This window comes from Pedobacter sp. L105 (assembly GCF_009765875.1).
Lineage (GTDB): Bacteria > Bacteroidota > Bacteroidia > Sphingobacteriales > Sphingobacteriaceae > Pedobacter.
This window is the reverse complement of sequence record NZ_LMUP01000002.1, coordinates 135,741-157,214: the sequence shown is the minus strand read 5'-3', so window position 1 is coordinate 157,214 and position 21,474 is coordinate 135,741. Positions and strand designations below refer to the sequence as shown.

At 41.6% G+C, this 21,474-nt stretch carries 14 protein-coding genes; 5 read left to right on the top strand and 9 right to left on the bottom strand.

The window, feature by feature from the left end; all coding sequences use genetic code 11:
* Nucleotides 1-22: 22 nt before the first annotated feature.
* A complete protein-coding gene (uvrA, locus tag GSQ84_RS01865) occupies nt 23-2,554 on the bottom strand; it encodes an excinuclease ABC subunit UvrA (protein WP_158795555.1) in 2,532 nt (843 codons plus the stop codon).
* Entirely contained in the window at nt 2,544-3,482 is a 939-nt protein-coding gene (locus GSQ84_RS01860; RefSeq protein ID WP_158795554.1) for an NADP-dependent oxidoreductase, read from the bottom strand. The genes uvrA and GSQ84_RS01860 overlap by 11 nt, the downstream gene beginning before the upstream one ends.
* Before the next feature lie 220 nt (nt 3,483-3,702).
* On the opposite strand from GSQ84_RS01860, the gene GSQ84_RS01855 reads away from it, so the two are divergent.
* Together GSQ84_RS01855 and GSQ84_RS01850 are read left to right on the top strand one after the other, a co-directional pair.
* On the top strand, nt 3,703-5,118 hold the full coding sequence (locus GSQ84_RS01855) for an aldehyde dehydrogenase family protein (protein ID WP_158795553.1): 1,416 nt from the start codon (nt 3,703-3,705) through the stop codon (nt 5,116-5,118).
* A gap of 171 nt (nt 5,119-5,289) precedes the next feature.
* Nucleotides 5,290-6,090, top strand: a complete 801-nt coding sequence (locus GSQ84_RS01850; protein WP_158795552.1) for an AraC family transcriptional regulator — start codon at nt 5,290-5,292, stop codon at nt 6,088-6,090.
* Nucleotides 6,091-6,214: 124 nt separating this feature from the next.
* On the opposite strand, the gene purL is transcribed toward GSQ84_RS01850, so the two are convergent.
* The 4 genes from purL to GSQ84_RS01830 all read right to left on the bottom strand — a co-directional run bounded on the left by purL (nt 6,215) and on the right by GSQ84_RS01830 (nt 12,255).
* The gene (gene purL, locus GSQ84_RS01845) at nt 6,215-9,871 is read right to left on the bottom strand and encodes a phosphoribosylformylglycinamidine synthase (RefSeq protein WP_158795551.1); all 3,657 of its coding nucleotides are present in this window, start codon (nt 9,869-9,871) and stop codon (nt 6,215-6,217) included.
* A 238-nt stretch (nt 9,872-10,109) separates the two neighbouring features.
* Nucleotides 10,110-10,535 (bottom strand): hypothetical protein, encoded by a 426-nt coding sequence (locus GSQ84_RS01840; RefSeq protein ID WP_158795550.1) that lies wholly within the window; start codon nt 10,533-10,535, stop codon nt 10,110-10,112.
* 553 nt (nt 10,536-11,088) lie between these two features.
* The gene (locus GSQ84_RS01835) at nt 11,089-11,271 is read right to left on the bottom strand and encodes a hypothetical protein (protein ID WP_158795549.1); all 183 of its coding nucleotides are present in this window, start codon (nt 11,269-11,271) and stop codon (nt 11,089-11,091) included.
* Nucleotides 11,272-11,349: 78 nt separating this feature from the next.
* Complete coding sequence (locus tag GSQ84_RS01830) at nt 11,350-12,255, bottom strand: AraC family transcriptional regulator (protein ID WP_158795548.1); 906 nt, start codon at nt 12,253-12,255, stop codon at nt 11,350-11,352.
* A gap of 196 nt (nt 12,256-12,451) precedes the next feature.
* Between GSQ84_RS01830 and GSQ84_RS01825 the strand changes: the two genes are divergently transcribed.
* Together GSQ84_RS01825 and GSQ84_RS01820 are read left to right on the top strand one after the other, a co-directional pair.
* A complete protein-coding gene (locus tag GSQ84_RS01825; protein ID WP_158795547.1) occupies nt 12,452-15,511 on the top strand; it encodes a TonB-dependent receptor in 3,060 nt (1,019 codons plus the stop codon).
* Nucleotides 15,512-15,707: 196 nt separating this feature from the next.
* Nucleotides 15,708-16,940 (top strand): RagB/SusD family nutrient uptake outer membrane protein, encoded by a 1,233-nt coding sequence (locus GSQ84_RS01820; RefSeq protein WP_158795546.1) that lies wholly within the window; start codon nt 15,708-15,710, stop codon nt 16,938-16,940.
* 14 nt (nt 16,941-16,954) lie between these two features.
* Here GSQ84_RS01820 and GSQ84_RS01815 read toward each other — a convergent pair whose 3' ends face one another.
* The gene (locus GSQ84_RS01815; protein WP_158795545.1) at nt 16,955-17,245 is read right to left on the bottom strand and encodes a hypothetical protein; all 291 of its coding nucleotides are present in this window, start codon (nt 17,243-17,245) and stop codon (nt 16,955-16,957) included.
* A gap of 251 nt (nt 17,246-17,496) precedes the next feature.
* A complete protein-coding gene (locus GSQ84_RS01810) occupies nt 17,497-17,697 on the bottom strand; it encodes a hypothetical protein (protein WP_158795544.1) in 201 nt (66 codons plus the stop codon).
* 218 nt (nt 17,698-17,915) lie between these two features.
* Here GSQ84_RS01810 and GSQ84_RS28180 point away from each other — a divergent pair, with 218 nt between their 5' ends.
* Nucleotides 17,916-18,041, top strand: a complete 126-nt coding sequence (locus GSQ84_RS28180) for a hypothetical protein (protein ID WP_256377519.1) — start codon at nt 17,916-17,918, stop codon at nt 18,039-18,041.
* A gap of 4 nt (nt 18,042-18,045) precedes the next feature.
* Here GSQ84_RS28180 and GSQ84_RS01805 read toward each other — a convergent pair whose 3' ends face one another.
* Entirely contained in the window at nt 18,046-21,084 is a 3,039-nt protein-coding gene (locus tag GSQ84_RS01805; RefSeq protein WP_158795543.1) for an ATP-binding protein, read from the bottom strand.
* Nucleotides 21,085-21,474: the final 390 nt, after the last annotated feature.

Sequence of the window (21,474 nt, the reverse complement as noted above, 5' to 3'; positions counted from 1 at the left end):
TTTCGAAGGTATCATATAAACGTTATATCTTTTTCAAGTGTTTTTTCAGGTAGGGCGCAGTACGGCTTTCATTAACTTTGGCTACTTCTGCCGGGGGACCTGAAGCAACGATCTTTCCTCCGCCTTCACCTGCATCGGGGCCAATGTCAATCACCCAATCGCTCGCCGCAATAACGTGCATATCATGTTCCACAACAATAACCGTGTTTCCCTGTTCCACCAGTTTATCCAGCTGCACCATTAATTTTTCTACATCAGCGGGATGCAGTCCCGTTGTCGGTTCATCGAGGATATACAATGTATTGCCATGCTGTGTCCGCTGCAGTTCTGTGGCCAGTTTAATCCGCTGTGCTTCGCCGCCTGACAGTTCTGTTGCTGGTTGTCCCAGTCTCAGGTAGCCTAATCCCACTTGTTTTACCACATCCAGCGCACGAAATACCTGGGTTTCATTAGCAAAAAACTCACAAGCTGTATCTACTGTCATTCCGAGCACTTCAGCAATATTGCTGCCCCTGTACTTTATTTCCAATGTCTTTGGGTTATAACGTGTGCCTTTACAGGTGGGACATGGTGCATAAACGCTGGGTAAAAACAGCAGCTCCACCATTACAAAACCTTCACCTTCACAATGCGGACATCTTCCTTTGGCTACGTTAAACGAAAAACGCCCTGCATCAAAATGATGTTTTTTTGCCAGCTCCGTTGCTGCAAAAAGTTTCCTGATATGATCAAACAGGCCGGTATAGGTGGCGAGGTTAGAGCGGGGAGTTCTTCCTATGGGTTTCTGATCTACGCGAACCAAACGTTTAACGGCTTCCATTCCAGAGACGATCTTTCCGCCTTCGGTAATTACTTTGGCCGTTTCCAGTGATTCTGTTTCTTCTTCGGTAGATTCTATTTCCTGGCCCAGCTGATCGGCGACCAGTTCTACCAATACCTGGCTTACCAGACTGCTTTTTCCTGATCCAGAGACACCGGTTACACTGGTGAATACACCTAAAGGAAAAGAGGCATCGAGCTGCCGTAAGTTATTTCTGGTAATACCTTCCAGGCGAAGCCATCCTTTTGGAGACCTTATCGGCCGGTGCTGATGAATCTCTTTTTGCTCAATATAATGTCTGGTTACTGACGCCTGTACTGCATGAAGGCCTTCAGGAGGTCCGCTGTATAAAACATGTCCTCCCATTTCACCAGCGGCAGGCCCTACATCTACAATCCAGTCGGCATGACGAATTACATCTACCTCATGTTCCACTACAAAAAGAGAATTTCCGGCAGCCTTTAACCTGTCCAGCGCCCTTAATAAGGCCTCGGTATCTGCCGGATGTAAACCCGCCGAAGGTTCATCCAGTACATATACCACACCAAAAAGGTTGGAACGTACTTGTGTGGCCAGTCTTAACCGCTGCAGTTCACCTGGCGACAGGGTAGGCGTACTTCTTTCTAGTGTCAGGTAACCCAATCCCAAGTCCAGCATTACATGGAGCCTGGCGATCAGATCTTCGGCAATACGTTTTGCTACGATGGTTTTTTCGGGATGATCTTTTTCCGCTTGGGTAGGTTGGGTTGTTTTAGCAGCTGCATAACTGCTGAAAATAGCATTCAGCCTGGATAAGGTAAGTCTTGAAATATCAGCAATATCTAAACCTGCAAATTTTACAGATAGCGATTCCCTGCGTAACCGCTTGCCATGACATAGCGGGCATTCACTGCTGAGCATATATTTAGATACCCTTTTTTTCATCAGCTGGCTCTGCGTATTGGCAAAAGTTTGCTGGACATATCGTTTTGCACCTGTAAATGTACCCATATAACTGGGTTCCATTTTATTCTTTAATGCCTGCTTCATTTGCTGGGCACTCAAACCAGAGTACACCGGAACGCTGGGCTGTTCATCTGTAAACAGGATCCAGTCGCGCTCTTTTTTTGGCAGGTCGCGCCAGGGGATGTCAACATCATAACCCAGCATCATCAGTATTTCCCGCAGATTTTGTCCCTGCCATGCCGTGGGCCAGGCTGCTATCGCGCGCTCGCGAATGGTTAAAGAATCATCCGGAACCATTGATTTTTCCGTTATTTCATATACCCTTCCCAATCCATGACATTCAGTACAGGCGCCTTCGGGCGTATTGGGGGAAAAAGATTCTGCATAAATAATAGGTTGCCCGGCGGGGTAATCTCCTGCTCTGGAATACAGCATTCTTAACAGATTAGACAGGGTGGTTACACTGCCCACAGAAGAACGGGTAGTCCCCGAACCACGTTGCTGCTGTAAAGCAATAGCCGGGGGCAGTCCTTCAATTTCATCTACTTCCGGTATCGCCATCTGGTTAAAAAGCCTCCTTGCATAAGGAGAAACTGACTCCAGGTAGCGGCGCTGCGCTTCGGCATATAAGGTGCCAAAGGCCAATGACGATTTACCCGACCCTGATACGCCGGTAAAAACTACCAGCGCATCACGTGGGATATCGAGATCTACATTTTTGAGGTTATGCTCACGGGCACCGCGTACCCTTACAAAACCAGTGAAATCCTGTTTTTTCTTATTTGTCATTCACTACCTGCAAAACGATCTTGCCTTTTGTATGTCCTTTTTCACTTTTTTTATGGGCTTCCTTCGCCTGCTCCAAAGGTAATACTTCAGCAATAACAGGTCTCAGTTTACCTTCATCTATTAGATCTGCCAGCTGTTTTAAATTTTCAGGACGTGATTCGGCCATGTATTTAACGCCAATCATTCCCTTTGCTTTAACGGCTTCTTCATCTTTTATACCAACTGTACTTACCAGGATGCCTCCGGTTTTTAATACATCCAGCGATTTTGTTTGTACCTCTCCGCCAATCAAATCAAATACAACATCAATATCTTTCAGCTTTTTGGAAAAGTCTTCATTTTTATAATCGATTACTTCATCTGCACCCAGCTCCATTAAAAACGCGGTATTGCTTTCAGAGGCGGTGCCGATCACATAAGCGCCTTTCCATTTGGCCAATTGAACGGCATAGGTACCTACCCCGCCTGCAGCAGCATGGATCAATATTTTTTGTCCTGCTTCCAGCTTTCCATGGTCAAAAATACCCTGCCATGCAGTTAGACCGGCCAGGGGCACTGCCGCTGTATGGGTATGATCTATTGATTTTGGCTTGCGGGCTATCTCCTGGAAATTAACAGCAACATATTCTGCATAGGTTCCCTGTCTTTTCGTATCGGGCCTACCAAATACCTCGTCGCCGATCATAAATCCTGTAACTTCTGTACCTAATTTTTCTATCACTCCGGAAACGTCCCAGCCTAAGATCAAAGGGAATTGTCTTTGGTCTGAACCTGGATAACCTCCTCCGCGAACTTTCCAGTCGATCGGGTTGATACTTGTTGCATATATTTTAACCAGTACATCATTAGGTTTTAACTCTGGTTGCTGCGCATCTTCATAGATGAGTTCATCTGCGCTGCCATATTGGTGAATTGTAACTGCTTTCATGGTAATTGTTTTTCTGAATAACAGAAAGAATGCTTTATTGATTTAAGATTCTTAGAATGAAAGGCCACTGTTATAGCATTGTGACATTTCTAATGTGTCGTGCCGACCGATAGGCTGAACGTTTTAACAAAGAAGATTGAACTTTTTAACAAAATGAATACGACCCGTATTGCACAATTTTGTTGACATCATTTAAAGCTGAAATTTAAAAATAACTGATATGAAAATAATTGATAAAATCTACGTGAACGGAGAATTTATTACTCCTCATGGTACAGAAATCTTTGACCTGATTAACCCAACAACCAATGAACTGATTGGACAGGTTACCCTTGGTGATGAGGAAGATACCCGAAAAGCCATCGCAAGTGCGAAGGCTGCTTTTCCAGCTTTTTCTATAACAACAGTAGAAGAACGGATTGGCTATTTACAGCGTTTATATGATGCCGTGGTTAAAAGAAGCGATGAGCTTACAGCGGTAATGACACTGGAATATGGTGCACCACAGCAATTTGCCGGCCTGATTACAGACTATGCCGCCAAGTCCTTTTCGAACGCGATAGAAACCTTAAAAACATTTGAGTTTGTTAGAAAGGTCGGCAGCTCTACAGTTATTCTGGAACCATTGGGTGTAGCCGGTATTATTACCCCCTGGAATGCAAGTTATACTTTTATTTGCGGTAAACTGGCAACGGCTATTTCGGCTGGCTGTACTGCAGTGATCAAACCCAGTGAAATGAGTGCGATGCAAACGCAGATCATTACAGAATGTTTACATGAGGCGGGGCTGCCTGCTGGTGTATTTAATATCGTCAATGGCCTTGGCGAAGTAGTAGGGGCAGAAATAACCAGTCATCCTGACATCGCTAAAATTTCCTTCACGGGCTCTACGGTAGTGGGAAAAATGATTGCCCGCGGTGCTGTAGACACGATGAAACGCGTTACACTGGAATTGGGCGGAAAGTCTCCCAACATTCTTTTGGATGATGCCGATTTTAACCAGGCTATACCGCAGGCCATTATAGCGGCTTTCGGTAATACTGGTCAGGCTTGTATTGCAGGCACACGACTGCTGGTACCGGAAAACCGGTTAGAAGAAGTAAAGGCATTGGTAAAAGCAATCGTTCCTCAATTTAAAGTGGGTGATCCTGCAGAAGCGGCAACAGCTTTAGGACCATTGGTTAGTAAAAAACAATATGACCGCGTACAACAATACATTAAACTGGGAGTAGAAGAAGGAGCCGAACTGCTGGTTGGCGGGGAAGGACATCCTGAAGGGCTTGAAGCAGGAAATTTTGTGAAACCAACAGTTTTTACCGGGGTAACAAATGATATGAGAATAGCCAGGGAGGAGATATTTGGTCCTGTGCTTTCCATTATCACCTATCAGACAGAAGAAGAAGCGATTGCTATTGCCAATGATACATCATATGGTTTACAGGCTTATGTAAGCTCAGCAGATGTGGAAAGGGCGAAACGTGTGGCATCAAAGATTAATGCCGGCAGGGTAGTGATTAATGGTTTAAATCACGATCCTTTTGCACCTTTCGGTGGGTTTAAACAATCTGGTATTGGGAGAGAATATGGTGTTTATGGTTTAGAAGCTTATCTGGAACCAAAAGCGATTATTATTTAATCATCAGCCCCGCTATATTTGTGGTAGAATAGTATTTAACAAAAGAGTAAAAATTAATTTTTGTTAACTTACATCAGTATAAAAAATGAAGCCATCATAAGCTTACCAATTAAAAACAGTAATGAATAAGCTTATGATAGCTTCATCACCATTAAGAACAAATATTTTCTAATGAAAACAGATACCAGAAAACTTCCTGTTCAATATTCCTGCTATTATTCGAAGAGCAGGGCAGGAGAACAATTGGTTCCTGAGCATGCTTTGGGATACATAGTTTCAGGAACTATGGTGATGAGTGATGGCCCTAATACAGCAACTTTTAACAAAGGCGAGCTTTATTTTTGCCGAAGGAACAAGCTCGCTAAATTTACCAAATATCCTCCTGAGGGTGGTGAATTCAGGTCTATTTCTATTTTCTTTGAGCAGAAAACCCTGCGTAATTTTAGCCTGGAATACGGTTATCTGTCGGCAGCACACGTAAATTCGCTACCCTTCAAAAAATTGGCCACTGAAGGTATTCTGGCCAACTATATGGAATCCCTGAAAAACTATGAGCATGTTTTTAGTCAGACAGGTGCAGAAGAACTACTGGCGGTGAAGCAGAAAGAAGCGATTTTAATTCTATTGCAGTTTAACCCGGAGCTCAAAGATATTTTGTTTGATTTCTCTGAACCTGGTAAAATTGACCTGGAGGGTTTTATGAACAAAAACTATCACTTTAACATAGAATTGCCAAGATTCGCTTATTTAACGGGAAGAAGCCTTTCAACTTTTAAACGTGATTTTGAAAAGATATTTAAGCTAACACCGAGCCGCTGGCTGCTGCAAAAAAGATTGCAGGAAGCTTATTATATGATCAAAGAAAAAAGACAAACGGCCTCTGATATCTATCTGGAACTGGGCTTCGAAGACTTTTCACATTTTTCCTTTGCCTTTAAAAAGCAATTTGGAGTTGCTCCGTCAATGGTTTAATGTATCTATATGTATAGATATCAATAGCTCAAGAGATCTTATTTTATATCAAAGAAAAAGGGCATCTGATTCACATCAATGCCCTTTTGTATAATTTGCCGTTGAGGCTATATCTTCTGAAGATCTAAGCTTCCAGCCATTTTCTGGCATTCACAAAAGCTTCCATCCATGGGGTTACTTCATCCTTACGGCCTTCAGGATAATTAGCCCAGTTCCACTGGAAAACTGAACGCTCAATATGGGGCATGATCACCAGGTGTCTTCCGCTAGTATCACACATCATTGCTGTATTGTAATCAGATCCATTTGGATTAGCAGGATAACTTTCATAAGCATATTTTGCTACGATATCATACTGATCTTCTGCATAAGGCAACTGGAATTTACCTTCGCCATGCGAAATCCAAACACCCAGCGTACTTCCTGCTAAAGTGGAAAGCATCACTGAATTGTTTTCCTGTATGGTTAAAGAAGTAAAACCACTTTCGTGTTTTTTACTATCGTTATGCAGCATCTTAGGTTTTTCTTCATGATCAGGATTGATCAATCCTAATTCTACAAATAACTGGCATCCGTTACAGATCCCTATAGACAAGGTATCTTCACGTTTAAAGAAGTTTTCCAATGCGATTTTGGCTTTTTCATTGTAAAGGAAGGCACCAGCCCATCCTTTAGCAGAACCTAATACATCAGAGTTGGAGAATCCGCCAACGGCACCGATAAACTGGATATCTTCCAGTGTTTCCCTGCCAGAGATCAAATCAGTCATGTGTACATCTTTCACATCAAAACCAGCAAGGTACATCGCGTTAGCCAGCTCTCTTTCGGAGTTACTTCCTTTTTCACGGATCACTGCTGCTTTAGGCCGTGGTTTAGATGGGTCAACCACTGGTTTTTTTCCGTCGAAAGTTAGCGGGAACTTATATTCCAGTACATGATTTTTGTAATTGTCATAACGTTCTTTCGCTTTGACCGCACCACTTTGTTTCTGGTCTAGCAGGTATGAGGTTTTGAACCAGACATCACGAAGATGATCGATAGCAAAGCTCCAGTTTCCTGTTGCATCTTTAACCGTTAATTCTGCTGTAGAAGATACCGTTCCGATTTGATGATACGTTACGCCATTAGCTTTTAAGACAGCTTCTGCAGCAGCGTCAGCCTGGAATACGATACCAATGTTCTCTGCAAAAAGTTTTGCAATGATGTCCTGTTCACCAAGTGAAGAAAGGTCTATTGTTGCGCCCAGGTTACGATCGGCAAAACAAAGTTCAAGCAGGGTAGTGATCAAACCTCCGCTGCCTATATCATGACCAGCCTGTATTTTTCCTTCTTTAATTAATTGCTGAAGGGTATTAAAGGTATTTGCAAATTGAGCTGCATCAAGCACATCAGGTGTTTCATCACCAATTTTATTCAGGATCTGTGCAAAAGAAGAGCCTCCTAATTTATACTGATCTCCCGATAAGTTAATGTAATAAATTGAACCACCATTTTTCTTTAGAACAGGTTCAATCACCGCAGTAATATCATCACAATGGCCACCAGCAGAAATAATAACCGTACCCGGAGAGATCACCTCTTCGTTTTTGTATTTCTGTTTCATGGACAGTGAATCTTTCCCTGTAGGGATGTTGATTCCCAATTCAATGGCAAATTCAGAACAAGCTTTTACCGCCGCATATAAACGGGCATCTTCACCTTCATTTTTGCAGGCCCACATCCAGTTGGCAGAAAGCGAAACGCTTTTCAATCCATCTTTTAAAGGTGCCCATATAATGTTGGATAGAGATTCAGCAATCGCATTGCGGCTTCCTGCTGCAGGATCAATTAAGGCCGAAAGCGGCGCATGACCAATAGAGGTAGCGATACCATCTTTTCCCTGATAATCCAGAGCCATAACCCCACAATTGTTTAAAGGCAATTGCAGTGGGCCGGCACATTGCTGTTTGGCTACTTTACCACCCACACAACGGTCGACCTTATTGGTTAACCAATCTTTACTGGCCACAGCTTCCAGTTGAAGCAGTTGCTCTAAATAGGTGTTAATTTTTGTGGTATCATACGTTACCGGTGAATATTTTCTGTTTACCGTTTTATCCTGCATGATTACCTTTGGTGAGCTGCCAAACATATCGTCCATTTTCAGGTCCATAGGTTTAGCGCCAGTAGTAGCAGATTCAAATGTAAAACGATGATCTTCGGTTACCTCGCCTACAGTGTACATCGGTGCCCTTTCACGGTCGGCAATTTTCTGTAAGGTTTCGATATGCTCCTGGCCAATTACCAGTCCCATACGTTCCTGAGATTCATTACCTATAATTTCTTTGGCTGAAAGGGTAGGATCGCCAACCGGCAATTTATCCAGATCGATCTTTCCGCCTGTTTCTTCCACCAGTTCTGATAAACAGTTCAGGTGACCGCCTGCACCGTGATCATGAATAGATACTATGGTATTGTGATCGCTTTCTACCATACCGCGAACGGCATTGGCAACTCTTTTCTGCATTTCAGGATTAGAGCGCTGAATAGCATTCAGTTCGATACCTGAACCCATTGCACCGGTATCTGCCGAAGAAACAGCAGCACCGCCCATTCCGATTCTATAATTTTCTCCGCCCAGCACAACAATTTTATCATTGAGCTGCGGTTTTTCTTTCTTTGCCTGATCGGCCTTGCCATAACCTATACCGCCGGCCTGCATGATCACTTTATCATAACCCAGCTTTCTCGCATCTTCTTCGTGTTCAAAAGTAAGCAGGGAACCTGTGATCAGTGGCTGTCCGAATTTATTTCCAAAATCAGATGCTCCGTTAGAAGCTTTGATCAGGATATCCATCGGTGTCTGGTATAACCAGTTTCTTTCTTCCATTGCTTTTTCCCATGGACGATCTTCATTCAGGCGGGAAAAAGAAGTCATATATACAGCTGTACCAGCCAGGGGCAGTGAGCCCTGTCCGCCAGCAAGCCTATCCCTGATTTCCCCTCCCGATCCTGTAGCAGCGCCGTTAAAGGGCTCTACCGTAGTAGGGAAATTATGTGTTTCCGCTTTCAGCGAAATCACGGATTCGAAATCTTTTATTTCATAAAATTCAGGTACATCGGCACGTTTAGGTGCAAACTGTTGTACGATGGGGCCTTTTACAAAGGCTACGTTATCTTTATAAGCAGAAACAATGCCGTTAGGATTAGCTTCCGAAGTTTTGCGGATCAGTTTGAATAAGGATACGGGTTGTTCTTCACCATCAATTACAAATGTCCCATTGAAGATCTTATGGCGACAGTGTTCTGAATTAACCTGTGAAAAACCAAATACTTCCGAATCCGTTAATTTACGGTCCAGTTTCTCTGATAATTTATTTAAATAATTTACTTCTTCTTCGCTGAGCGAAAGGCCTTCCTGTTTATTATAAGCAGCAATATCATCGATCTCGAGGATAGATTCCGGCTGCAGGCTAATGGTATACAGGTGCTGATCCAGTTTTTTGTATTTCTGAAACAGCATCGGGTCAAAACCGTTAAAATCAGCACTCACTGGCGTGAATTCTTCAATCCTGATAATACCATGGATATCCATATTCTGGGTGATCTCTACCGCATTGGTACTCCATGGAGTGATCATCGTAGCCCGGGGGCCTGTGTAGAAAGCCGTTAAGACAGTCTCATGTTTGAGCTGGGCACCACCAAAAAGCCAGCTTAATTTTGAAATATCAGAGGAGGTAAGTGTTCTTTCTAACTGTACAGCAAAAACAGTATTGACTTCGTTGGAGAAGAAATAAATCATGGTTTTATTTTATGGCGCAAAGGTAAGCTAAAAATGCAAATTTTCACTGTGTAAGCCGATTAGAATTAGCAATAAATAGGTGTCATTTGAAAATAGGCCCGGATATCACTTTGTAAAGGTGATTTGGATATAAGAAAGGCTTATCTTTATTATTTTGAGCACAATCTGTTAAGCTTCCAGGCTGAATTGATCTGTATTTTGTGCCGTATATAGGTTATTCAATATTTTACATCCGGGACTAGAAATCAAACAAAACGTCGTCTTGATTGTTGATCGATTTAAGTTTTCCTTCCCTTTTAAGCACTTTACACATCCCTTCTTCAAAAGACAGGCAATTTGTTTTCTGGGTAGCACTAAACATCAAACTGTAGGTATAAAAGACCTGGGTATCCAGTTTTGGGAGATCAAGAACCATAGTGAGTGCCTGCAGTTCATCATTGGTCTTTTCTTTTTCTTTATTCAATTCAATCAAATATTCAATACTATCTGGTTCTTCACCTTTCATCCTCATTTCTGTATTTACAAGATCTGTTGCGAAAAAAAAAGCCAGTTCATCCAATTCTTCAGTTGTAGGTTTTCTCCAATATGCACCGCAATACTGTTCAGCTTCCTGATTAGACATAATTACTCTTGAATAGTCATGTTGATCAAAAGGGTCTTCCATATCTTTTAAAATTATATTTAAAATGAATAGGGTAATGTTAAGATAAATATAATGTCAATTTTAAATAAATACAAAGTAAAGGAGAAAAATATTTACAACGTGAAGTTTAATCTGTACTGCTTTGTTGCATTGTAAAGCTAAATCCGTAAGGATAAATTATTGTTGTGAAATTAATCCTAAAATATGTTTGTTTTTTTTGAAGCTTATGGGGGGATAACCAATCCCGGGATGACCAATCAATAGTGTATAGCGATAGACGGACGAAACAAGGTATGAGACAGGTCTGCCTTTAACAAAATTTAACGGAACTTTGACCTGGGTTTGGCCTGAGTTTGGGACGGGTACGGAACGGGTTTGGAACGGGTTTGGAACGGGTCCGGAACGACTTTTTCCCGTTCCATATCCGTCGGAAAATCGTTACAATGCCGTCCCAAACTCAGGTTAAACCCATGCTAAACAAGGGTGAATGTCTGGTAGATTTAGAATCGTTATTCTGCCAGTTTCTCTCCGTTTTATAAAAGGGGGGGGAATGAAGTTTTTAGTGGTTTTAAACTTACTTTTTAACCGTAATTGTTCTGCCGGTTACCAAATGAAAAGTATAGATCCTGTTAAATCCATCATCATTAGATTCAATAGTTTCTACTAATCCGGTTTTACTAAAAGTATCGGTTACCATATCCCCTTCTTTTACATTCTGTAAAATATCAGTAGGGGTATCATTATTTAATCTGATCATGGTGGTATAGAAATTAAGATGTAAATGTAGTGATTAATCAATTATAGAAAGATTTGTAATCATCTCTGGTAGCTAATTTCAGCTATTCTTATATTTCATTTTATACTTTGCCGGCGAAATACCCATGAGTTTTTTAAATAGCCTGGAAAAATAATAAGGATCGTTAAATCCCAGTTCTTTGCAGATCTCCTTAATCGTTTTGTCTGTTAAATACAGGTACAAACACGATTGATGTATTTTGAGCTGGTTAAAATAGCGAATCGGGGAACTGCCAATTTTTTTGTGGAACAGCCTGGAATAATGAGAGACTGAGCTGTGCTGCTTACTGGCAAGCTCCTCTACAGAATACATGCAGTTCAAGTTTTCTTTCATAAATTGGATGGAACTGCTGATCAAATCGCCTTCCTGTATTGGAGAATGAATCTCTTTGGGGTAGATCATTGAGCTCAGCAATTCAAAAAATTTGATATTGGCAATCTCCATTTCCTGCATTTGGAAACTACGGTCCATGATGGATAGGATTTCATTAAATAGCTGAATGCGTTTTTCGAGGTAGGGGATATGCGCTTCATTTCCTCCGTCATTTTCCAGATAGCGTTTATAGAGCAGATCTGCATGATCACCCATAAAATGCGCCCAATAAATACTCCATGGATCAGCAGCAGAACTTTTGTAGTGGTGAGGTTCCTGCTTAGGGAGAATAAAAAAAGTATTCGGGCTCAGCGTAATCTCTTTATCCCGGACAAGAACCGTTCCCCGGCCTTTTGTACAATACAGCAGGATATATTGATTGCATCCCGATTTCCTTGTCCTGTAATGAAAACGGGCATGTGGATAATAACCTATCGCTGTCACATACAGCCTTTTTATCAGTTCATTCCTGATAATGGTTTTTCTGATACTTGGCGGAAGTATTACCATCTCCTGACCTGCGAATCCTTCTTTGATTTTTTTATAATCTAAAGACATGAGCGTATCGTTCATCGTAGTATAAGGTTGAGCGCAATTAATCTACTGAATGTTCAATATAACAATTTATTTCCACTTAAATATGAATTTATTGGAAATAAATTATTGATAAAACAAAAATGATCGAATAATCCATCTTTTATTGATATTGATCCATTTTAGCTAAATGGGTTTACTTATAAATTAGCTTGACCAAATTAAACCCATCACTATGCAAAAAATTACTACCTCTTACTGGTGGAGATTTTCCGCCTTATTCCTTCTTTTATTTACCAGCCAGACCCTCTTCTCCCAGCAAAACCATAACGTTAGCGGTACCGTAACCGGGAAAGACGACGGCTTGCCCATTCCGGGAGCAAATGTAGTGGTGAAAAATGGTAAAGGGGGCACTTCTACAGATCAGAATGGAAAGTTTACCCTAAATGTTAGTTTTGGGGCACAGTTGATTTTTAAAGCAGTAGGCTATGAGGATCAGGAGATAAGTGCTTCCGTGACTGTCATTAATATAAAGCTGGTTTCACAGCAAAATAACTTAAATGAATTGGTGGTTATCGGTTATGGAACAGTGCAAAAGAAAGACCTTACCGGTGCTGTTGCTGGTATTAAAGGTGGTGATATCAAATCACAGGGTGTAAGTGACATTACACGTTCCTTACAGGGAAAGATGCCTGGGGTAACCATCGAGTCTGCTGGCGGGGATCCCGGATCAGGTACAAGGATACTGATCAGAGGTGTAGGTACTTTAGGCAATGCTGCCCCGCTTTACATTGTAGATGGGGTGCAGGTTGCCGGTATCAATAACCTCTCTTCAGGGGATATAGAATCTATAGATGTATTAAAAGATGCCTCAGCAGCGGCAATCTATGGTTCGCGGGCGGCTAACGGAGTGGTCATCGTGACTACTAAATCTGGGAAGTCGGGTGCTCCCGTTGTTCAGCTCAATGTAAATGGCGGTGTTCAGCATGTGGCTAAAAAATTGGATGTACTCAATGCAGAACAATGGGCTACGGTAAGTAATGCCGCACACACAGCTGCAGGATTACCTACACTTGATATTGCTGCGAATCCTGCATCACTGGGTGCTGGTACGAACTGGCAGGATGCAATCTTCAGAACTGCGGCTGTACAGCAATATGATTTATCCATCAGTGGCGGCAGTGAAAGCACCAAATACAGTGTTTCTGGTGGTTATACCGATCAGGATGGAATTGTTAAGGTAACAGGTTATAACCGCTACAATCTTAGGGCGCGTTCAGAAACTACCAAAGGCAAATTCAAATTTGGGGAAACGATCCTGTTAAGCAGGGAAAAGACGGTTACAATGCCCAGTGGATGGGGCGGGCAAGGTGGAAACGCAGTCGGCTCTTCCACTAAAATGATCCCGGTTTTCCAGATCAATGACCCGGCAGCAGTGGGTGGGTTTGGAGGTGCCTACGGACCGGTAGTGAACATACCAAATCCTATAGCCATGCTTTATCTGGAAAGCATTGATAAGATCACTACCAGTGCGCTGCTGAATGCCTATGGCGAGTATATCATTCTTCCGGGATTGAAATACAGATTAAATGTGGGATATACCCAGGTAGAAAATACCGGAAATGATTACGACCGGAGATATGCAGTAGGAACTTTGTTTTCGCACCCAACTAATGACATCTCGATCTATAAAGATCAGAATACATTGCTGTTGTTAGAAAATACATTGAATTATGATAAAAAGATAGGTAAGAGCAGTATACAGGCATTGGCAGGTTATACTTTTCAGCGGAATAGTTACAATTACTTGTCGGCCGCCAGAACAGATCTGCCGGATGGCATACAGGCCATCGATGCCGGCGCAGGTATTTCTACCAATACTGGCAACAGCACAGAGAGTGACCTGGTTTCCTTTTTGGGTCGGGCCATCTATTCCTATGATGATAAGTACCTGCTTACGGCGAGTTTCAGAAGAGATGGTTCTTCACGTTTTGCTTCCAGCAACAGATACGGTGATTTTCCATCGGTAGCTTTAGGATGGAATATTTCTAATGAGAAATTTTTCGAACCGTTGCTAAATACCATCAGTTCGCTAAAACTAAGGGCTAGCTATGGTGTGCTGGGGAACCAGGAAATAGGTGATTATCAATACAGTGCGTCTATAGCTTCCAACGTCAATTATGTATCGGGTACAACGCAGCAGAAATGGTACGGTGCTATCCAGACAGCCTATGCTTCCCCGTTCATCAAATGGGAGAATACGCAAACGCTGAACTGGGGAATGGATATCGGGTTTTTTAACAATAAGCTGGGCGTTACCGCCGATTATTTTATCAAAAAAACCAATGATGTTTTATTGAATGTGCCGATCCCCGGATCTGCCGGCGCCGTTTCAGATCCGGTAGTGAATGCTGGAAAGCTGCAAAATAAAGGTGTTGAGTTGGGATTGAACTACAGCAATAAAATAGGTAAGTTGTCTTACAGTGTGTTCGGTACGCTGAGTTCGATAAAGAATAAAGTGTTGCAACTAGGTTCGGGTTCCCAGCAAATTTATGGCGGGCAGCCTACCCATCATGGTGCTACCACTACTGTGACAGAAGAGGGAGGCCCAATCAGTGCATTTTATCTCATCAAAGCGATAGGTATTTTCAATTCACAGGCAGAGATCAATGCGTATAAGAAAAACGGGGTGCTTATTCAGCCTAATGCGTCTCCGGGGGATATTAAATTCCTGGATGCCAATGGTGATGGGCAGATCAACGACCAGGATAAAGTTTACAGTGGCAGTCCGTTCCCCAAGTTTGAGTATGGAGGGGGATTTAATGCTTCTATTTTTAATTTTGATATCAGCGCATTTTTCCAGGGAACGCAGGGAAACAAGATCTATAATGGTAACCGCCAGGACCTGGAAAGTATGAGTCTGGAGTTTAATTATGCGGCTACTACATTAAATGCATGGACACCAGCCAACCACACTGATTTCCCCCGTGCAGTGATCAATGATCCTAATTTCAACGACAGGACTTCCACCCGCTTTTTAGAAAGCGGTTCTTACCTCCGGCTAAAAACTTTACAGCTGGGTTATAAGCTGCAGGAAAAAGTATGTAAAAAAATTGGGGTGTCTGCTTTACGTGCCTACGTCAGCGCAGATAACTTATTCACCGTTACCGACTATACAGGTTATAACCCAGATATCGGCAGGTCGGGAAGTATTTTCGATCGCGGGGTAGATTTTGGAGAAGTGAGTTATCCGCTGGCCAAAACTATTTCCATTGGTTTGCAGGTGACTTTTTAACGATTAAAACAAAATAATCTAATGAAACCTACATGAGCTTACCGCTCACCTGCAGAAGTGAATAAAAGCATATGTAAGCTTCATAACCATTAAAAGACAATAACATTCAGATGAATCCGTCATCGGCATACTTTTTACAAACTGTAATGAACATGCTGATGACAGCTTCATAACCTTTAAAAACAATTATATTCTAATGAAAAAGATATATATACTTTTGCTCGTTGTTTTATCAGTTGAGGGATGCAAGAAAAGTACGCTCGAATTGCAGAATCCAAATCAGATCACTTCAGCTACCTATTGGAAAACGGAGAATGATGTGCTTTCTTCCCTGGCTGCTACTTACGGCTTATTAAGAGATGTAAACGGAGGATATTGGGGAGTGAGGGGAACGGAGATCGCTAATGGCAGGGGAGATGATTTTGTGATCAGGAACGATGTGGCCGATCTGTACAAACTCGCTACATTTACGAATACACCGGATGACGGACCGGTAAATGATTTCTGGAATATCTCTTATCGTGGCATCTTCAGGGCTAACCAGATTCTTGAAAATATTGCTAAAGTAACTACTTTAACGGCCGACCAGCAGAAGGCATACATTGCAGAAGCTAAGTTTTTAAGAGGGCTGAATTATTTCAATCTGGTAGTGAATTTCGGCGATGTACCTTTAAGGCTAAAAGTGCCTGTAACCACACAGGATTATTATGCTGTAAAATCTCCTGAGGCTACGGTTTGGAAGCAGGTGATACAGGATTTTACTGAGGCAGCAGCAGATCTGCCGCTTAGTTATGCTTCACAATGGGTTGGTCGTGCTACCAAAGGATCTGCATTGGGTTACCTGGGAAAGTCTTATGTATATACCAAGGATTGGGCAAATGCAACTGCTACTTTGCAACAGTTAACTACTGCTCCCTTCATTTATCATCTGATGCCTGCATATGGCGATAATTTCCTGACCACGACAGAGAATAATGCTGAATCGGTGTTTGAAATACAGCTGGCAGATGTTGGAGGAACAAATCCCTGGTCGGGCGAAAATGCAGGAGAAGCATTGGGCGTAACCACAGCACAGGAGTTTGCGCCTTCTGAAGTGGGTGGGTGGTTTGAGATCAGCCCTACAGATAAACTCTTTAACGAGTTCCAAAAAGAAAAAACAACTACGGGCGACTTTGATCCGCGCATGTACGCCACTTTATCCTGGGATTATCCCGGGTCAGTTTTTTACACTTTACCTTTTAAAAGTTTTAAGCTCGTGTTTGGCTACAGTTCCCTGCTTAAAAAATATCAGAATTACTGGCAGACTACAGAACTTACAGGCTCAAGCGGAGCAAGTGATGATACCTCAGATAACAATGAGAGGGCTTTACGTTTTGCGGATATTTATCATACTTCAGCTCTTTCTTTAAGGGAAAGAGCTGAAGTATGATTACACTGCTCAGCTTAGAAATTTAAATACAATTCCTTTTCATACACTAAATTAAATATCCGGTCAATTTCATATAACATAAAATTGATATCCTGTTGCTTATTAATCATCACATATTTGCTCAAACCAGGAACCATTGCATGTGTGAAGATTTCCGTGCCCATCCTTGCTTCCATTGCATATTTGTATACTTTCCAGCGCTGATTTCGATCAATTTCTTCTTCAGTATCCGAGACAGGATCATAAGTATTAGCTCCAATAAAACTGAAGGTGGCTAGCTTGTCCTTTTCTAAAATGTTTAACATTATTTTGATGCATGTTCCGATAATTGGCATACACTTGAACTCGTGAGTTAAAAGCATATATTTTTTTTGGTGTTTTTTATGCTTTGCAGGATAATACTGAACCACATAAATATGACTGATGTATTGTTCTACTTCTACTAAGTACCTGTGTTTAGGAGTGCTAAAAGAATAATGCCGAATACCTAAAATGAGTTCGTTTTTTGCTGAACGGGTATAACCTACACAATTAAAATTATACGCGCTGTCAAACATTATGGAACCAGGTATTGATAAGCAGAAACCCGGCTTTGTTTAACTTCGTCATCTGATCTTACGATCCATTGATGCTTTAAGTTGTTTTTTTGTGAACCAGTACTGACATTTTTTGAAATCCTGGAATACGCATAAGTTAGTTCGTTCACTGATGGTGTGTTTTTGTGAGCCTTTGTGTGGTGTGAATTGTATTTAGACATAACAATAGATTTAATTAAACTTTAGTTGCTATTAAGGAAATTTAGATCCTTTATTTACACTACAAATATATAATATATATTCTTAATAAGAAAATAAATCTAGTATTTAGCGAAAATAAATACAGAAAGAAGTTTTTAGGGGTTTAGTGCTTTCAGGAATGATTATCATCAAACATATAGGCAAATCCTTTGTTGACCTTAACTAAAACCTGATAGATATGGCCGATAAAAAAGAAACCAAAGATCCCTGCTGGAAAAACTATGAACAGATAGGGACCAAAACAAAAGCTGGTAAGAAAGTACCTAATTGTGTTCCAAAGAAAGCTGCAGAAAAAAAGAAATAACCTGTTAGAGTTCCATAGCCAGTATACTAAAAAAGTTATTTCCCTTCCATAACTTCTTATTGCCAATCACATAGAACCGTCTCTTTGCCCTGGTTAACGCCACATTGAGCATATTAGGTTTTCTGGATGCCCAAGTGCGCGCACCTGGTTTTGCCGGGTCACTGCCCAGGATCAAAAATACAATATCGGCTTCTTTACCCTGAAAAGTGTGGATGGTACCGCACTTCACTTTCGGGGAATAACGGAAAGCTGCGCTGCATTGATCGGCAACTGATTTAAATGGGGAAATGACAAATATATCAGAAGGATGATCTTTTAGTAAAGCGATCTTCTCTTTTAGAAAATCAATCTCTTCTACAATCACATGTCTGTTTTCTATGGTAGTTCCGGCTACATCAAACCAGGCGGAATTTCCTAAAGCACATTCAAATTCTACATCAGCTTCTGCTTTAACCATCTGCTTGCTGTAGGCAATCTGATTGGCAATAGCAAACATCGGGTTGTTACAACGGCGGTGAGTGCGTAGGGGAAACCCTGTCCATGATTGCTCGCCCAAACTATTAGAAATATAAGCACCTTTACTGGTAACGCGGTCTGCCAGCGTTTGCGCAGAATTATGAAGGGGCGACCAAAGCGGATCGGTTTTATGTCCGGCACCCAGCATTTTAATCAGCTGGTGGTTTAGTGTTACCACAGGTTCAATTTGGAAAGGATCACCAATGATGACACTCTTTTGGGCCCTGTTGATTAATCCTGCGGCAGAAAGGGGAACAGCCTGCCCGGCTTCATCAATTAAAAGCCATCCTATACTCTCCTTTCCTAAAGCACCAAAGAGTTTAGAAACTGAGGCAAGGGTAGTGGAAACTACAGGAATACAGAAGAAAAACGTTTTCCACAAGATCTCTGCCAGCACTTCACTGATCTGGATTTTCCCGTCCAGGTAGTCCATAAACAACTTCAGGTTATTATAAAATGGCTTGGCATTACTTAAAATAGCATATTCATGCAGTTTAAGACTTAGTAAGAAGATATTAGAACGCAGGGTGTTAATTTTGACAGAAGACCAGGGACTGGCTTTGTGAAATTTAGCCTTATCCGAATGGTACTGATCTAACAGCTCCTCATCAGGAATATTTGCAAAATCTATCCCATATTCCCGGTGCAATTCTTCCTTTAGCCGCTGGTAAGCAGCTAAGCGGTTATTCACCTGCTGTAAACGCTGTGTGGTATCTTCGATCTCTTTTTCGGCCTTTTTTATTCGTTTTAAAACGCTGTCGAATGATTGCTGTGCTTCAATTAATTCTTTTGTCTGACTGGCCAGTTCAGAAAAATATAGTTCTTCTGCTGCTTTCCAGGATTTAAAGGATACAGTTTTAAAAAGCTGCTGAAATGCAAACCAGGACGGTTTTATAGAGCTGTGCAATTTAATACTTTCCTGCAGGGAGAAAATGCGGGTATTGATGGTGCGGACTAAAGATTCTGCAATTAACTTTTCTTCATTCAGCGAACTAAAGGCAGTCTGCTGAAGGGAAAGGTTGGTTTCTTCTTCGCTCAGCAATACCTGGTCCTGTAAATAACGGGGAAAGGAAAAATGAAACTTTTCTGCTTTAAGTTTAAAGGTATCGAACTGTAGGTGCAGTTCTTTGAGTTCTGCTGCTGCCTGCTCATACAGCCCCAGATAACGGGGTGTTTGATCATTATTTTTGGCATAAGCCGCTACTAATAATTTTGCAAAGCCATCTCTTTTTTCGCCCGCATACCAGAATTTATTTTTAAATGCATTTTTATTTTCTGCATTTCCTAAAGCAGCGGCCAACACGCCCCAGCTTTCTCCAGGAATGAGTTCTGTGGCCAGCTCACCAAAATAATCGGCTTTGGGAAAGCTATCCAAGTCGATCTTTTTTACCGAAGGTAACTCTTTAGAGATATTCTCTACAGCGGTATTGTTGTTGCTGGCAACTACAATGCCCGCATTTTCAAATAATTTGGCATCAGGGGGATAGTAATAAGCAAAATCCTCACCCTTGTCTATTTTAACACCCTTACCAAAAATAGTCTGGATATTACCTCTCATCAATTTGCTGGCCCGGTTAACGATCACCTCGGCAACGATATCCGAGAGTAAAGTTGTTTTGCCCGTTCCGGGTGGGCCATTTACGCCAATGATCCCGTTTTTGTTTTTAAACTCAGCTAAGCAGGTGTTCACTGCACCGAACTGTGCACTATACAAGCCAAATTGCGGATTGGATGGCCATCTTCCTGCCGGTAGGTATTTAGGGTCAATTGCATCCCAGAATGCTGCGGCATCATTTAATAGGTCAATTTTTGGGATAGCCGCCGTGTTGATGGATAAGAACTGCTGTAGTCCTTTGCCCCATTTGCCCTGCGCGTCAATCAGTTTGTTTAAATCTTTCTGGTAAAAACTATTCAGAAAAGCGATGTCTGGTTTGGCATGCTTTGAAATTCTAAATGATTTGATCAGTATATCCTGCCCTGCCACTAATCCTTCTACAGAAAGGGAATTGAGTACCCGGATTTCTTTGATCAGGTGCGACCAGTTGATAATGGTGGTCTGCATTTCCTTTTTGTTCGGTGCATCTTCATTGACAGGAAACCTGTCTTTGAATAACTCCTGTTCTTTTTCCAGCTCTGCTTCAATGGTAGATAGGGAAAGTTTGTTTTGCAAACACTTTAATCCATGAACATATGCCGCCTGGATGTAACCGTTATCCTGATTGCTATGGCCATATTCATCAATGATCATGGCTGCCATACAAGTATTTCCGCTTACCTTTTCTGTCCAGTTATCATCTTTGTCGGGGCTGTAATTGATCGCCTCTTCAATGCTGTCCGTTACTTCCTTCTTAGTCAGTTTGCCAAAATACACGATATGCTGCCAGATCAGGTCCTTTTCCGGCTCGTGAGGGATATGCCAGGGCAGGGTGCTGCCTGATTTAAATAATTTGGCATCTGCAGGAAGGTCCGGGAGATTAAATATCTCAATATCCCTCCAGAACGTAAGAATTGCTTTTTGCTGTTTCAATAGATTAGAATTATCCGGTTCGTAAATTTAATAATAATTTAGTAAGGAATTCTTCTTTTGTAGGGGTAATAAAGCGGCGGTGCCAACGTTGAATATATCAATTAGATAGACGAATAAGTGTGTTAGCCACTGTAAAACAGCCGTTCACGTAAAAAACTTCTTTACCCACTGTAATAACAATAATTTTGTAATACGGCTTCTTATCTAATTCGCTCTCATGAAAGACCTGTTAATCATCCTCTCAGTTATACTATTAATGGTATCCCTGGGCCAAGTATTCGATATCATCCAATTATCCGGCAATGAACACGCTGTTTATTACTGCGCGTTATTGGTTCTTATCCTCTGTTTTCCATTTATTAAAAGCGTAGATAAAGTCTTTAAAAGACA

Excerpts from the sequence above, each read along its gene's own strand:
- uvrA (WP_158795555.1), bottom strand. The coding sequence starts at position 2,554 with ATGACAAATAAGAAAAAACAGGATTTCACTGGTTTTGTAAGGGTACGC.
- GSQ84_RS01860 (WP_158795554.1), bottom strand. The coding sequence starts at position 3,482 with ATGAAAGCAGTTACAATTCACCAATATGGCAGCGCAGATGAACTCATC.
- GSQ84_RS01855 (WP_158795553.1), top strand. The coding sequence starts at position 3,703 with ATGAAAATAATTGATAAAATCTACGTGAACGGAGAATTTATTACTCCT.
- GSQ84_RS01850 (WP_158795552.1), top strand. The coding sequence starts at position 5,290 with ATGAAAACAGATACCAGAAAACTTCCTGTTCAATATTCCTGCTATTAT.
- purL (WP_158795551.1), bottom strand. The coding sequence starts at position 9,871 with ATGATTTATTTCTTCTCCAACGAAGTCAATACTGTTTTTGCTGTACAG.
- GSQ84_RS01840 (WP_158795550.1), bottom strand. The coding sequence starts at position 10,535 with ATGGAAGACCCTTTTGATCAACATGACTATTCAAGAGTAATTATGTCT.
- GSQ84_RS01835 (WP_158795549.1), bottom strand. The coding sequence starts at position 11,271 with ATGATCAGATTAAATAATGATACCCCTACTGATATTTTACAGAATGTA.
- GSQ84_RS01830 (WP_158795548.1), bottom strand. The coding sequence starts at position 12,255 with ATGAACGATACGCTCATGTCTTTAGATTATAAAAAAATCAAAGAAGGA.
- GSQ84_RS01825 (WP_158795547.1), top strand. The coding sequence starts at position 12,452 with ATGCAAAAAATTACTACCTCTTACTGGTGGAGATTTTCCGCCTTATTC.
- GSQ84_RS01820 (WP_158795546.1), top strand. The coding sequence starts at position 15,708 with ATGAAAAAGATATATATACTTTTGCTCGTTGTTTTATCAGTTGAGGGA.
- GSQ84_RS01815 (WP_158795545.1), bottom strand. The coding sequence starts at position 17,245 with ATGTTAAACATTTTAGAAAAGGACAAGCTAGCCACCTTCAGTTTTATT.
- GSQ84_RS01810 (WP_158795544.1), bottom strand. The coding sequence starts at position 17,697 with ATGTCTAAATACAATTCACACCACACAAAGGCTCACAAAAACACACCA.
- GSQ84_RS28180 (WP_256377519.1), top strand. The coding sequence starts at position 17,916 with ATGGCCGATAAAAAAGAAACCAAAGATCCCTGCTGGAAAAACTATGAA.